Raw genomic sequence first — 13,309 nt, 5'->3', positions numbered from 1 at the left:
GAACGGGGCTATCCAGGACGGCTCCGACGCCGTGATCACACCAGCCACACCAAGATCATCTCACCCGTGACCAGCAGTTACGGGACAAGTCTTAGGCAGCGGTTCATGGCAGAGCCAGCACTTCCGCCGAGGCCGGGGCGCGCAACCAGCATGCCCCGAGCCGACCAAGAAGCGGAATCTTCGCTACTGCCAATGGCTGCTCGAATGTTCCTCGATCCCGGGTAGAACGGGCAGAAAACCGGCTTTGCCGTCAAAACTTGCGACGGGCCGTGAGTCCGGGCTGCCAGAGTGTCGGAGTCCCGGCCCAGAGCACATCTCAGAGTGCTTGGACGGTGTCCTTGGCCGGGAAACGGTCCTGATCTCACAGAAACGGAATACTCCTGTGTCCTTTCTCAAGAAGAGTCGCCGCGGTGCGGTGATCGTCGGCAGCGTGTTCGCGCTGGGCCTCGGCGGTATGTTGTTCGCCGATCCGGCATCGGCCGCCTCGGACACCTGCAACGAGTGGAACGACGGCCAGACGGTCGGCTACTCGTGTCAGGGGTATGGCTCGTTCTACGCGTGGGCTGTATGCAAGGACGGTACGACGCAGTATGGAGCCACTGTGAACCCTAACAACGGAGCGGTGTCATACGCCTACTGCTCCGAACACCGCGGGCTGTCGTACTGGTGGGGTTACCAGGAAGTGTCGGGGGGCTAGTCTCGTGCTTTCGCGAGCGGGTCTGTCCGGACCTTGATCAAATAAGTGGAGAGTGCTTCTGAACTGCAACGATGGGACTTGTCTGGGTCCTGTCCGTTGCAAGGGAAGAAGCACTCTCCAGGTGAACAAAGGTATCGGGTCGTACCCGCATGTCCGCGTCCAGGGCGACGGGGGTGTGGTGGTCTCGCAGGCCGGTGGAGTGCTGCTGGCGGAGACCGTCCGCAAGAGCGGTCTGGACATGGCGGTATCGGCGGCGCTGGGACCGTGGCGCAAACCGCGTGCGGTGCACGATCCGGTCAAGGTGCTGCTGGACCTGGACCTGGACCTGGCGCTGGCGGTGGGCGGGGGCTGCCTGTCGGACGTGGCGCTGCTGCGGGCCGAACCGCAGGTGTTCGGGCCGGTGGCCTCCGACCCCACCGTCTCGCGCCTGGTGGAGACCCTGGCCGCGGCCGGGCCCCGCGCGCTGACCGCGATCCGCCGGGCGTGGGCCGAAGTCCGCGAACGGGTCTGGAAGCTGGCCGGGGCTGATGCTCCCGACGCAGGCGGGCAGGCGATCGTGGACATCGACGGAGTGCTGGTGCTGGCGCACTCGGAGGAGCCGGACGCGACCGAGACCTGGAAGCGGACCTTCGGACATCACCCGCTGGTCGCGTTCGTCGACTACGGAGCGGGCGGGTCCGGGGAGCCGGTGGCTGGGCTGCTGCGGCCGGGCAGCGCGGTCAGCAATACCGCCGCCGACCACATCACCACAACCTGCATGGCCCTGACCCAGCTGCCCAAGCGCTACCGACGCGGACGCCGCACCCTGATCCGCACCGACTTCGCTGGCAGCACCCACGACATCCTGAACTGGCTCAGCACACGCGGCAGGTGGCTGTCCTACTCGGTTGGGATGACGATCACCGAGGCGGTCCACCACGCCGTGCTGCAGGTCCCGGCCCCGGCCTGGACCCCGGCGGTCGAGCTCGACGGCCGGGTCCGTGACGGCGCCTGGGTCGCCGAACTGGCCGGTGACGTCCTGAAAGGCTGGCCGGCCGGGATGCGGCTGATCGTGCGCGAGGAAGCCCGCACCTCGGAGCGTAGTTGAGGTTCGCCGACGCCGACGGGATGCGCCTGACCTGCTTCGCCACCAACACCGTCGACACCGCGATCGCGGCCCTGGAACTGCGCCATCGCCAATGCGCCCGCGCCGAGTACCGCATCCGCGCCGCCCGCGACTCCGGCCTGCGCACCCTTCCCCTGCACCACACGGCGCAGAACCAGGTCTGGCTGGAGATCGTCCAGATCGCCCTGGACCTCCTCGCCTGGATGCCGATGCTCGCCCTGAGCAGCATCGTCCGCCGCTGGGAACCCAACGCCTACGGCTGCGGCTGTTCTCCACCGTCGCCCGCCTGGTCACCACCGGCCGCCGACGCATCCTTCGCATGGCCCACCACTGGCCCCGGACCGACGTCATCACCATCGCGTTCAGCAGGCTGCAGGCCCTGCCGAATCCCGGCTGACCAGCACCAACGACCCACACCGACGAACAGCCGAACACCTTCGGAACCGTGGAACCCGACGCACACCCGACGCGACAGCCCGACCGTCACCGTGCTCGCCAACGCCCCGACAAGCCGAAACAGCCCACCGGCGAAGCCGACAGACCGTCACGAAACATCGAGGCTAAGACCAGAACCCGCACACCGGAGCCGTGGGACCCGGCGCCCACCCGACGCGATAGCCGGGCCACCGGCCTGCCCGCACTCCACCCAACAAGCCGAAACGGCCCACCAGATGAACTGGTAAGCCGTCACGAAAGGCCGAGGATGACACGGGTCGACGGTAATGTCAATCGCCAGAGTTCCCTAATGCCTTAAGGAGCCTATTCTTCTATTCGAAGGTGCAGACCGCCATGTGTGTTCTTTGCCGCATAGAATCCACAGGCTACGATCCCGATCATCGGGATATAGGGACCAGCACATTCACCGGCTGGCCGGTCCGCGACGTTGGGCCATTCTGATCGAGGCTGCTTTCGTTCATTTCCAATGATTTTGGAGTTGAATATGAGTTCTTCAGATGATGATGTTCGGCTCGGTATAGGCGAGGTTCCTCGGCTCAGTCTGGGGTTTCGCCGATTGCAGCGGGATCGGCAGCAGCAGTCAGTAGCGATCGCCCGTTGTAAGTCCTGGTGTCGCACCAGTGGCCTGGTTCGCTCCGAGGGGGCATTCAAGTGGTACGAGTCTTGGAAAATCGAACAACTCATATCGGAAGCGTATCCGTTTGCCGATGGCGATGGATTGACCCTTTGCGGTAAGGTGGTCATATTCACCGCCTTGTTTGATGATCAGTTGGACGAATTTTCCGAGGGGCATGTCCAGGAATGCGCCCAAAAGGTACAACCCTTCCTGAACGTCCTCTACGGTTGCCCGGCTCCGGCGGATTCTCCGACGCTGCTTAGGGCCTTCGCCGAAATATGGCGCGAATCCTGTCTGGGTAGGTCCGCCAGTTGGCGCGCTCGATGTCTGAAGGGCTGGGAATATTACTTTTCCGCTCTCGTGCACGAATCCGTGAACCGGGCGATGGGGAACCATCCGAGGCCCTTGGACATATTCTTTGAGTCACGGCGGGGTTCGGGAGCCATGCATCCGTTCTTGGATGTTTTGGAGCCAGGTGCCGGCTTCGAGTTGACACCACTGGCGTTCAACGCGCCACAGATCAGGGTACTGCGGAAGATCGCCATTGACCTGGTCGATCACATCAATGATGTGTATTCACTTCCCAAAGAGCTGGCAAGAGGGCAGACCGAAAACCTGGTAATGACCCTTGACTGGGAAAATGAATACGGGCTCGCGGAAGCCCGAAAGGTCGCCGTGGAAATGATCGAGACCGACGCCCGGCGTTTCCTGGAGGTTCGCGCAACAATTCCCAAGGTGTGTGCCGCCCTTGGGCTCGAGGCGACGGACGAAGAAGACACGCTGCGATATGTCGATGCGTTGGAGTATTGGGTCGGCGCGTTCGAGCCCTGGCAACGGCTGAGCCCGCGCTACCTGAATGCCATGACCGAAAGACCGCCGAGCGAGCCGTGGGCTGCAGAAGTTCTCCTCTGAGCGATCGTCCGATACCCGAAGATCCGTCCAGGAGCGACCCCATCATGTCGGCAACAGCAGTCCCGGTCGCACCGGGAAATCTACCTTTGGTGGGTCACATTGGCCGTCTCTGGCGGCGCCCCATCGTTTTCCTTGAAACACTCCGACTTTCTGGCGATGTTGTTCGGGTCAATATAGGCACATGGCCCGTCTATGTGGTCACTACACCCCAGTTGGTCAACGAAGTGCTGGTCTCCCATGCACATGACTTCGGCCGTGGAAGAGTTTTCGAAAAACTCCGTCCTCTCTTCGGTGACGGACTGATTACGAGTGACGGAGATTTTCACCTTAGTCAACGACGACTCGTCCAACCGGCGTTTCACCGCGAGAAGATTGCCAGCCTGTCGACGCTGATGTTCGCTCAGGCGGAAGCCCTGGCGACGTCCTGGTCGCCAGGAGAGAACGTGACCGTCAATGAGACCATGCGGAAACTCGCCCTGGACGTCATCGCGAAGGCGGTTTTCTCCGGAGAACTGGGCCGCACCGCGATCGACGAGATCCATCGCTCGCTCCCGATCATCATGCAGGGGATGCTCGGCCGGGCAGTGACGCCGAAGATCTTCGATCGAGTACCGCTGCCCGCCAATCGCAGGTTCGACACCGCGGCCAGGGGCCTGAAACAGGTGATCGATGAGATTGTGGCGCAATATCGGAGCGGCCCCAACGGAAACGATCTGCTCTCGTTGTTGTTGTCAAGCGCCGCCGACGGCGGCGGGGCTTCCATGAGTGACAGTCAGATCAGGGACGAGGCGATCGCCGTCATGTTCGCCGGCATCGAGACCGTCGGGACGATACTTGCTTGGCTGTTCCATGAGTTGAGTCAGAATCCCGAGGTCGACGAGCTGGTGTACTCAGAGGTTCGCGAGGTGATCGGCGACGGGGAGGTACGGATATCCGACCTGGGCGAACTCACCTATACCCGTGCGCTTATAAACGAGACACTCCGCCTCCATGCGGCGCTCTTCTTCACGCGACGCACGCTCAAGGACGTCAAGCTTGGTGGCTACGACATTCCGGCGAAGAGCGAAGTGGCCTACAGTCCACACGCACTACATCGCGACACGGATCTGTTCCCGGATCCTCATCGGTTCGACCCGTCAAGGTGGCTGTCGGCGGATTCATCAGATGCCCGCCGGAGGGCGTTCGTACCCTTCGGCCTTGGACGGCACAGGTGCATTGGCGACAACTTCGCCTTTGTGGAAATGATGATCTCCGTAGCGTCGATTGTTCGCCGATGGCAACTGAAGCCCATTCCGGGCCAAGTGGTTCATGAGGCCGCCGCAGGGCTACCTTACCCTCGAGAGCTGACCCTGACCGCAATCCCTCGCGCCTGACCCAAGGAATATCCTCCGGATATATAACCCGTTTTCGCGCCGGAGTTTCGCAACCTACTGGTGCCAGAGGGTCGGTCACGTAAACGGAATAACGAGACACCAGCGACTGGATCGATAAATGGTTGACGCCACCACTCCGACGGCACCTGAGGATTTCGACCCGCTGAGTATGCTACTGGACCAGAATGCTCTCCGCGAGCCTCAGCCTCACTATGACCTGCTGCACGCGACGGCGCCGGTGGTCCGAACGCAGGGCGGATTCTATCTGGTCAGCAGATACGACGATACAAGCAGAGTACTCAAGGATAATGCCTTGTTCCGGTCTCCGGGAACCGAGGCCATCAATGCCGCCGATCCGCGGTTCGCAAGTCACCCCGCACTGAATATGGTCAGCCGTAGCATCCTTGCTCTCGATGGGAAGGATCACACCCATTTGCGGAAGCTCAGCGCGCGTGAATTCATGCCGCGCCGAGTTTTCGACATCCAGCCGACGATCGAGAGGATCTGCACGAAGCATGTCGACAGCATCCGGATCCGGCTGTGTGACGGCGAGACGGTCGACGTCATGGAGGAGTTGGCCGTTCCGTTTCCGTTGGAACTCATCGCCGAAATGATCGGGATCCCCTCGTCCGATCGGCCCTATCTCGCCACCGTGGTTCGAGCCCTGCTCAAGCTCATCGAGCCCGACCCGACGATTGAGGTCGTGTCGGCGGCCGATCACGCCTTCCTCGAACTCGAGGAATACCTGCTTCGGCACATCCGTGACCGACGTGCGCGACCACAGGACGACCTGACCTCCGCGTTGATCGCGACGGCTGAAGCCAGTTCGGAATCTTACTCTGACGACCAAATCGTCCTGTCGCTGATAGTGGTCTGGGCCGCTGGGTTCGATACGAGTGCTGCCGCCATCGGCAACGGAATCGTCACACTTCTCGGAAGTCCAAACGAGACGGATGCGATGCTCGCGGGCGGCCAGAACGAAAGTCGTCGGTTCGTCGACGAGATACTGCGGCTTGAGTGCCCAGTGCAGATTCCACCCGCGTTTCGATATGCGACCGCGGATATCGAATTCGGCGAAGTGACGATACCTGCGGGTTCCGACGTACGAGTCCTCCTATCGGCAGCGAACCGGGACCGCGCGGTGTATGACAATCCGGACGTTTTCTGCCCCGAGCGCCTGGGGCGACCGGCTCTCACGTTCAGCGCGGGTATCCACTATTGTCTTGGTGCTGGTCTCGCCAAAGCAGAATTGACGACGATACTGAGGCAGTACGCGCTCCACTTGCGGCATGCCGTTCTGGTGAAGGAGCCGGACCGTCGCACATCGTTGCTGTTCCGCACCTACGGCGAGGTGAATATCGCCCTGGAGTGATTTCCAGTTCGTCGGTGGCGACGACTTGCGGTAACGGCACATCCGCACTACGTCGACCGCGCCGAAGGCGCTGTCGCAGCCTTGATTTTCACGTCGTTGATCCCCTTGAAGGCGAGAGGGCCGAGAAAGATGTATCGGCGTGTATTGACCACAATCATCACGGGCCATAGTCGACTGTGACGGTGACGTCAGCCAACCTGATAGAGCGTTAATTTTGTCTGCTTCTCGACCACTCTTTCTGGCCTGGGTCAGAACCGGAATGACGTCTCGGTAAGAGTTGTCCCGCAACACCGGGCTCGACCTCAGCGACTGCTGTGCTACCGACTCGCGTCTCTTCGTACTGGTCGTGAAGGTCTTCGCCCTCGTCGCAGCGAGGACGGGCCTGCGTGAGCACGAGGCGCTGACGGCAGACCGCGGCTAGGGCCTGTTGCGAAAGTGAATCAAGGTCGTGGATGATCACGCGTCGTGGGGCGTGGAGATCTGACGAACGGCCAGTGGGCTCGACTTGAGCCGTTGCTTCCGCTGGGAAAAAGGCCGGGGCGGCCGCCGGCGTGGAGACGGCGGCAGTTGGTCGACGGCATACGGTGTCGGACCAGGACCGGTGCGCCGTGGCGGGACGTGCCGGAGCGATACGGGCCGTGGTACCGGGCCTATGACTTGTTCCGGCGCTGGCAGCGTAACGGCACCTGGAAGCGGATCTTCGAGTTGTTGCAGGCCGAGACTGACGCTAAGGGCCTGATCACTTGGGATGTCAGTGTGGACTCCACTATCGCCCGGGCTCACCAGCATGCAGCCGGAGCTCGTAAAAAGGGGCGGAGCAGAAGGAGTCTCCTGGCGGCGTCGACACCGAGCCCGACGACCACGGCCTGGGGCGCTCGCGAGGCGGGCTGACCACCAAGCTGCACCTGGCGGTCGAGCAGGGACAGAAGCCGTTGTCGCTGCTGGTCACCGCCGGGCAGCGGCACGACAGCCCGCAGTTCCGGCCGGTCCTGGAGGGCATTCGGGTGCCCCGTCTCGGCCCGGGCCGACCGCGCACCCGGCCGGACAAGGTCCGCGCTGACAAGGCGTACGGATCCCGTGCGAACCGCGAATACCTGCGCAGACGCGGCATCCGCTGCACCATTCCAGAGGAGGCCGACCAGGTCCGCAACCGCAAGAAAAACGGTTCCCGCGGCGGTCGGCCGCCGAAGTTCGACAAGGCCGATTACAAGGAGCGCCACGCGGTGGAGTGCGGGATTAATCGCCTCAAACGCCACCGGGCTGTAGCCACCAGATACGACAAGCTCGCTGTCCGCTAGAAGGCAACCGTGCTGGTTGCAGCGATCAACGAGTGGCTGTGACCACTCACACGGCACGCTCCATGCACACCAGTTGATTCCGCTCGTCCCATGATGCGGCGACGGTGAAGCCGAGCCGCTCGTACAGGGCGATGGCACCTGCCCGCCACTTCCACACCGACAGCCGTACCGTGCTGACGCCGCTTTCCGCAGAATACGTCAGCGCGGCGCTGACCAGGCCGGACGCGATGCCCCGGCTCCGGAATGCCGGGTCTGTCCAGAGCCTCTTGACCTCTGACCGGCCGCTCACGGGGGCGGTCACCACCAGGCAGCCCACGGCGGTGTCCCCGTTGAGTGCCACCAGCACGACAGCGTCCGCGAATGCGGTCCCCGGGTCCAGGATTTCTGCCCGGTAGCGGTCCGGCAACCCGTCCACATCGGCGACGGCCTCGCCCTTCTCGGCCTCCGTCCGCAGATGGTAGCCCGCCAACAACTCGGCCAGCCCGGCCTCCACGGAAGGGCCCTGACCTGGCCAGCGGACGATGACAACCTCGCGTTGATCAGTCACGACGCCAGCATCACACGACCCATATCGGACACCAAACGAGACCCTTGATCCACTTTCGCAACAGACCCTAGTACTCCAGCTGTAGATCTTGATCTTGGCCTGTGGGCGGACAGCATCTCGGGTCGGTAGGTCGGCTTCTGCTGGCCGCTGGCAGGTAGACCGGGCCCGGTGGAACAGGCACTATGCGCCGGTGAGCATCGTCATCAAGTTCTTCGTGGCACCGGACGCCGAAGCTGCCGCTACTGTCGCGGAGGGTGGTCCCGACGGGGTCTTCGAGTCCCCGACCTTCGGCAACTTCGATGTCGAGGAGGCTCTGATCGAGTGGGAGGGCATCTTCACCGGTCGGAGCTTTGAGGAAGTCCTTGACGACGATGTTCCCGAGACTCTTGTCGACTCGGACGACGGCGATGGTCCGCTCGTCCTCGCCGTCTCCGGCACCCTTCGAGATGCGCTGTGCACTGCCGTCGAGCACCGGCTCGCTGAAGTCAGCCGGCTGTGGGTGGCCGAGCGGGCGGCAGACGGCGAGGTCTTCGACCCCGAGATCGCCGTGTGGATCCTGAGCGGCTTGGCCGACCTGGCCCGTGCCGTCCGCGAGGGAGACGAGAACCTGTACTGCTGGGTGGCGTAGAAAGGGCACGGCCACCGTTAATCATCTTCGGTTGTGTGGACAGACGAAGATCAGCCGAAGGCCGTGGGCCACAGCGTAGACCCTGCCCGGTGGCAGCCGGTGTTCGACGACCTGATGGCGAGGGTGGCGAGGCGGTTCGCCCGGGTCGAGCCGCGCCGCAGGGCACGGGCATTCGTGCTGGGCCTGCTGGCAGAGTTGCCGCGGAAGAACTGCTGGACAATCGCGGAGCATGCCGGTGACAGCAGTCCGGCCGGTATGCAGCACCTGCTGAGCCGCGCGTCCTGGGACGCCGACGAAGTCCGCGACGACATAAGGGACTTCGTTGTCGAGCACTTCGGCAACCAGGACGCCGTCCTGGTGGTGGACGAGACCGGTGACCTGAAGAAGGGCACCGCGAGCGTCGGGGTGCAACGCCAGTACACCGGGACCGCGGGGCGAATCGAAAACGCCCAGGTCGCCGTCTACCTCGTCTACTCCGCCCCGGTCGGGCACGCTGCCATCGACCGGCGCCTCTACATCCCACGCTCCTGGACTCAGGACCCCGACCGGTGCCGGGCCGCAGGCATCCCGGACCACACGGGGTTCGCCACGAAGCCCGCCCTGGCCACCGAGATGATCACCCAGGCCCTGGAGGCCGGCGTCACGGCCTCATGGGTCACCGGCGACGAGGTCTACGGCGGCGACCCCCACCTGAGCGCCGAGCTGGAGCGCCGTCAGGTCGGCTACGTCCTCGCCGTCTCACGCAAGCGACCGATCCCGACCCGCGCGGGCGTCTTAACGGCCGGCATGCTGGCCCACTGCCTCCCGAAGACTGTATGGCAGCGACTCTCAGCCGGAGACGGCGCCAAAGGTCGCCGCTTCTACGACTGGGCCCAAGTAGAGATCGACAGCCCGGCGAGCAGCACGGGTCACCGGTCGTTGCTCATTCGACGTAACCGGCGCACCGGCGAACTCGCCTTCTACCGTTGTTACTCGGCTGGACCCGTTCCTTTGAGCGCCCTGGTCAGGGTGGCCGGGCGCCGCTGGACGGTGGAGGAGACCTTCCAGTCCGCGAAGGGCCTGACCGGCCTGGACGAGCACCAGGTTCGCCGCTGGACCTCCTGGCATCGCTGGACCACGCTGGCCATGCTCGCGCACGCATTCCTCGTGGTCACGGCCGCCATCGAACGGACCACCGTGACCACGCCGCCAGGGCTCGCCCCGCTGACCTGCGGCGAGATCCGACGTCTCTTCACCGCCTTCGCCGCACCCCAACCACGCGGCCTGGCGCACTGGCTCAGTTGGTCATGCTGGCGCCGACGACACCAGGCCCGTGCACGGAGCAGCCACTACCAACGTCAGGCCCTCCAATAGTCGTGATCAAGATCTACAGCTGGAGTACTAGGCTCCGGCCACCACCGCCAGCCGCCCCGACGACCACAAGGCCTACTACCCCGGCGCCACCCCGATCTCCATCCGCGTCACCGGAGATACGAACACCGGGTTGCTGCTCGGCGCCCAGCTCATCGGGCGGCGCGGCGCCGAAGCTTCGAAGCGGGTCGATACATACGCGAGCGCTCTCTTCCACGGAATGACGATCGACGGGATCAGCCAACTCGACTTCTCCTACACGCCGCCCCTGGGCTCCCCGTGGACGCGGTCCAGATGGCGGCGCAGGCGTGGATGAACGAGCACCAACTCGACGTGCAACGCGGGATGGTGGGCTCTGGGTGACCCGAAAAGGGGGTAGGGGCGGAGGCTGAGACGGCTTCCGGTTTTCACGGGTTCCAGGATCTCCAGTACGTGGCACGGCCCGTCGTCGGCCTCACCTTCTTCTCGGAGCGCGGTACCACCCGACTGTTTGCGGACCTTCGCGAGGCCCTGGCCGGAGAAATCACCGAAGCCCGGCTGGCACCGGCAGGCCTTGGGCGGCGCGCTGTGAACCCCAGACGACTGCGCGGTGGCTGGTTTCTGGGCCAGCCGGGGTTCTCGGAATTGGTTCTCTGTAAACGAACACGCGCCGACCCTGCGTAGGTTCGGCGCGTGAGCGGTGTTGGTGCTCCTCCTTCACATACCAGGGGAGGAGCAGCGACGCTTCTGTTCGTGAACGGACTACAGCTCGACTGAGTGCGAGCGTGCCAGGCTGAGGAAGGCGGACCAAGCCTTGGTGCGTACGGCGAGCGCAGGTCCCGCCGTGTTCTTCGAGTCTCGGATCCCGACCTCGGTGTTCAAGTTGGCGATCTCGACGCAGTTCCCCCCTTCGCCTGTGCTGTAGGAGGACTTGAACCAGGCTCCCTCGGGGGCGAGTTCGGTGGAGACGGCGTGCTTCTGGATCATGTCTTTTCTCGCTTCAGGGTCTCAACGAATGCGGGGGTTTCCTCGGGCGGCTGCGCCGAGGCGATCATGGAGTTGAACCAGCGGGTGAACCGGGCGACAGTGGCAGGGCGGTCAGACATGGACATGGCGCTGCCCAGGCCGGTGTCGACCTGCACGGTGGTAGGGCGGTCTCCGCCGAGGTCGAGGATGGTGAAATTGCTCCAGAGGCGCTTGACCGGGGCCTCCGTCAACAGCACCTGGATCGTCACGTTGGGCAGCGCAGCCATGCGAAGGATCTCGTCGTACTGGCCCCGCATCACCGAAGGGCCACCGACGGGGTGTCGCAACGCGGATTCTCCCAGGATCGCCCACAGCTTCCGAGGCTCCTCGTCACGAGTGAAGGGCTCGCGACGTTTCATGCGCAGCGCGACGTTGCTGATGATGAACTCGCTTGTCGTCTCTTCGATCGGCTGGACCTCGGTGAACTGGGCGTGTGCGTACCCCTCTGTCTGCAACTGCCCGGGAATCACGTTGGGGTTGTAGACGCTGACGGCCTGGGCGACTGATTCGATTCCCGCGAACGTCTTTGTTGTGGTGAGGACGGTGCGGAACTGGGTTGTCCAGTCCTGGCTTGCCGGGGCCTTATAGAGATCCTCAAGCGACTGCACCATGTCGAGGTCGTCTCCGACGCCGTAGATGTTCAGCAGTTTGCGGAGGTCACCGACCATTCGGAAAGTGCTCTGGCCGAGTTCGATGCGTCGAAGCTTGTCGTAGGTGAGCCCGCTGACCGTCTTCGCGGCCTCCTCGATGGTCAAGCCGGCGGTCTTGCGAAGCTCGCGCATCTGGATGCCGAGGTCCACTCGTGGTGCCGTCGTCCCGATCTGCTTGGCCATGCTCTGCATCCTCCTGCGTCTCAAGTCGCCTGTGTACGCACGGGAGCTACCGATCTTGCCATCAGAGCTCGGAGCCTGACACCCCAAGTCCCCTCTGTGTAGCCCCCACTGCATCTTGCGGCATATACCAATCCATGCGCCAGTGCATATGCAGTACACATTCGATTGCGAATGAACCTGCGCACGCGCCAATCTAGTTGGGCGCGCCGGATCGGAAGTCACGTTCAGGACGGAGCGCTTGGTGAGCGCCTTCGTGTGACGGGGCTGGTGAGCGGCCCAGCGAAGATCCGCGCCTCGCGTACGGCCCGGCTCCTGCTGGGAACCGCTCGCCCCCGTGGGCGTGGACAGCAGGAGTTTCATGCCGGGCCGTACGTGCCACCGCTTCACGACGAGACGGAACAGGTGACGAGCATGCCCCCCACAGTCGCAGGCCACGTTGACCGAGCAGCCGCGTGTCTCAAGTCCTCAGCGTCGGTCGTCCCCCGCGGGACGTTCAGAGACGCCTGCACGGCACCGGCTCAGGCCACTGTTGGGACGAACGTTGCCACGGGTTCCCGTCTCCGTGTGTACCCCGGATTCAACATGTCCTTCGAGCGAGGCGAAGGCTCCACGGATGGCGTTGTCGCCGATGCGGACCGAGCCGTGCCGCGTCGCGCGCGGATCATCGTCAGGGCCGGGTTGCGGTATTGGGGTTGGCCGGGACTCATCGAGTCCGCCGACGTACTCGTCACCGAACTGGTCACGAACGCGCTTGAGCATGGGCTCGGTGATGTCGGGCTGCGTGTGTATCTCACCGACACGCACCTTCTGATCGAGGTGTGGGACGGCTCTCACCAACTCCCCGTACTGGGCGAGGCGGCTCTCGACGATGAGGACGGCCGCGGCCTCTTCCTTGTCGCTGCTATCGCTGACGACTGGGGCGTCAGCGCTGACGGCATGACGACCTGGTGCTCCCTCCCTCTTGTGGGAAGGAACGACGACATGGAGCACGGTTGTGTCACTGTGATCCCCGATCTCGGGTGCGCAGAGACCAAGTGGGTCAAGAAGGAGATGTTCCGGGCGACCCGTCATGCTGCCGGGAACGCCTACCGCTACACCCGCCTGCACCTGAACACCA

Annotated in this window: 13 protein-coding genes and 1 pseudogene; 11 read left to right on the top strand and 3 right to left on the bottom strand. The window is 63.7% G+C overall.

Features of this window, described 5'->3' with window-relative positions; all coding sequences use genetic code 11:
* The first annotated feature begins 382 nt into the window (after positions 1 to 382).
* From ACFWP5_RS48880 to ACFWP5_RS48850, 7 genes and pseudogenes are all read left to right on the top strand, one after another.
* Positions 383 to 697, top strand: a complete 315-nt coding sequence (locus ACFWP5_RS48880) for a hypothetical protein (protein WP_384172710.1) — start codon at positions 383 to 385, stop codon at positions 695 to 697.
* A gap of 121 nt (positions 698 to 818) precedes the next feature.
* Positions 819 to 2,199, top strand: a pseudogene (locus tag ACFWP5_RS48875) (IS1380 family transposase).
* Between the two features lie 543 nt (positions 2,200 to 2,742).
* Positions 2,743 to 3,786, top strand: coding sequence for a hypothetical protein (locus ACFWP5_RS48870; protein WP_384172707.1), 1,044 nt, complete (start codon positions 2,743 to 2,745; stop codon positions 3,784 to 3,786).
* A gap of 44 nt (positions 3,787 to 3,830) precedes the next feature.
* Positions 3,831 to 5,159: a cytochrome P450 gene (locus ACFWP5_RS48865; RefSeq protein ID WP_384172704.1), complete on the top strand. Its 1,329-nt coding sequence runs from the start codon at positions 3,831 to 3,833 to the stop codon at positions 5,157 to 5,159.
* A gap of 118 nt (positions 5,160 to 5,277) precedes the next feature.
* The gene (locus tag ACFWP5_RS48860; protein ID WP_384172701.1) at positions 5,278 to 6,531 is read left to right on the top strand and encodes a cytochrome P450; all 1,254 of its coding nucleotides are present in this window, start codon (positions 5,278 to 5,280) and stop codon (positions 6,529 to 6,531) included.
* Between the two features lie 277 nt (positions 6,532 to 6,808).
* A complete protein-coding gene (locus ACFWP5_RS48855) occupies positions 6,809 to 6,952 on the top strand; it encodes a hypothetical protein (RefSeq protein WP_384172698.1) in 144 nt (47 codons plus the stop codon).
* Between the two features lie 44 nt (positions 6,953 to 6,996).
* A protein-coding gene (locus tag ACFWP5_RS48850) for an IS5 family transposase (protein ID WP_384172695.1) occupies positions 6,997 to 7,829 on the top strand; the annotation gives its coding sequence in 2 pieces (ribosomal slippage) (positions 6,997 to 7,386 and positions 7,389 to 7,829; 831 coding nt in all).
* 46 nt (positions 7,830 to 7,875) lie between these two features.
* On the opposite strand, the gene ACFWP5_RS48845 is transcribed toward ACFWP5_RS48850, so the two are convergent.
* The gene (locus tag ACFWP5_RS48845; RefSeq protein ID WP_384172692.1) at positions 7,876 to 8,376 is read right to left on the bottom strand and encodes a GNAT family N-acetyltransferase; all 501 of its coding nucleotides are present in this window, start codon (positions 8,374 to 8,376) and stop codon (positions 7,876 to 7,878) included.
* Between the two features lie 190 nt (positions 8,377 to 8,566).
* Here ACFWP5_RS48845 and ACFWP5_RS48840 point away from each other — a divergent pair, with 190 nt between their 5' ends.
* From ACFWP5_RS48840 to ACFWP5_RS48830, 3 genes are all read left to right on the top strand, one after another.
* Positions 8,567 to 9,004, top strand: a complete 438-nt coding sequence (locus ACFWP5_RS48840) for a hypothetical protein (protein WP_384172689.1) — start codon at positions 8,567 to 8,569, stop codon at positions 9,002 to 9,004.
* A 114-nt stretch (positions 9,005 to 9,118) separates the two neighbouring features.
* Entirely contained in the window at positions 9,119 to 10,357 is a 1,239-nt protein-coding gene (locus ACFWP5_RS48835; protein ID WP_384172716.1) for an IS701 family transposase, read from the top strand.
* A gap of 94 nt (positions 10,358 to 10,451) precedes the next feature.
* Positions 10,452 to 10,670 (top strand): hypothetical protein, encoded by a 219-nt coding sequence (locus ACFWP5_RS48830; protein WP_384172713.1) that lies wholly within the window; start codon positions 10,452 to 10,454, stop codon positions 10,668 to 10,670.
* Positions 10,671 to 11,095: 425 nt separating this feature from the next.
* Here the strand turns inward: ACFWP5_RS48830 and ACFWP5_RS48825 are convergent, their stop codons facing one another.
* Together ACFWP5_RS48825 and ACFWP5_RS48820 are read right to left on the bottom strand one after the other, a co-directional pair.
* Entirely contained in the window at positions 11,096 to 11,320 is a 225-nt protein-coding gene (locus ACFWP5_RS48825) for a DUF397 domain-containing protein (RefSeq protein ID WP_384172686.1), read from the bottom strand.
* Positions 11,317 to 12,192 carry a helix-turn-helix domain-containing protein gene (locus ACFWP5_RS48820; protein ID WP_384172682.1) on the bottom strand — a complete coding sequence of 292 codons (876 nt, stop codon included), beginning with the start codon at positions 12,190 to 12,192 and terminating at the stop codon, positions 11,317 to 11,319. The genes ACFWP5_RS48825 and ACFWP5_RS48820 overlap by 4 nt, the downstream gene beginning before the upstream one ends.
* Before the next feature lie 411 nt (positions 12,193 to 12,603).
* Here ACFWP5_RS48820 and ACFWP5_RS48815 point away from each other — a divergent pair.
* Positions 12,604 to 13,309 (top strand): ATP-binding protein (locus ACFWP5_RS48815; RefSeq protein ID WP_384172679.1); only part of this gene is annotated, 706 nt, incomplete at its 3' end.

Source organism: Streptomyces sp. NPDC058469, assembly GCF_042721125.1.
Taxonomy (GTDB): Bacteria; Actinomycetota; Actinomycetes; order Streptomycetales; family Streptomycetaceae; genus Streptomyces.
Note: the sequence above shows the minus strand (reverse complement) of the source record. Positions and strands in the feature narration are given on the sequence as shown.